The organism is Legionella gratiana, assembly GCF_001467695.1.
Lineage (GTDB): Bacteria > Pseudomonadota > Gammaproteobacteria > Legionellales > Legionellaceae > Legionella > Legionella gratiana.
This window is the reverse complement of the sequence record NZ_LNYE01000025.1, coordinates 1-351: the sequence shown is the minus strand read 5'-3', so window position 1 is coordinate 351 and position 351 is coordinate 1. Positions and strand designations below refer to the sequence as shown.

Sequence of the window (351 nt, the reverse complement as noted above, 5' to 3'; positions counted from 1 at the left end):
CGACCATCCGCCCATCCATCTTGCCCTAATAAAATTGTATTATTGGGAAGGTGTTGTAAACCTGTCGCAGGCAACCAAAATAAGTCAGCATAAGCCGCGCTTAATTCAGTCAATGCCTTACGTACATCCGAAATAATTCCACGATAATAATCATGGTTTCCGACAATAAAGTATATGGGCATTTTGATTTGCCCAACCATTTCATTTAAAAGATTGATTAGAGAAGGTGCTTCGGCAATATCACCACTAATTAATGTTGCATCACAACCAGTAGCTAGAATGTCCTCATAGTATTTTTGGCGAGACTCAACCTCTAGAAAATTGAGGTGGATATCCGTTAACCAAGCCAGT

Annotated in this window: 1 protein-coding gene; it reads right to left on the bottom strand. The window is 39.9% G+C overall.

Annotated features, from left to right (window positions below; genetic code table 11):
- Positions 1-350, bottom strand: a 350-nt coding sequence (locus Lgra_RS12600; RefSeq protein WP_238584445.1) for a metallophosphoesterase family protein, incomplete at its 3' end; no start/stop codon positions are given.
- Between the last annotated feature and the right edge of the window lies 1 nt (position 351).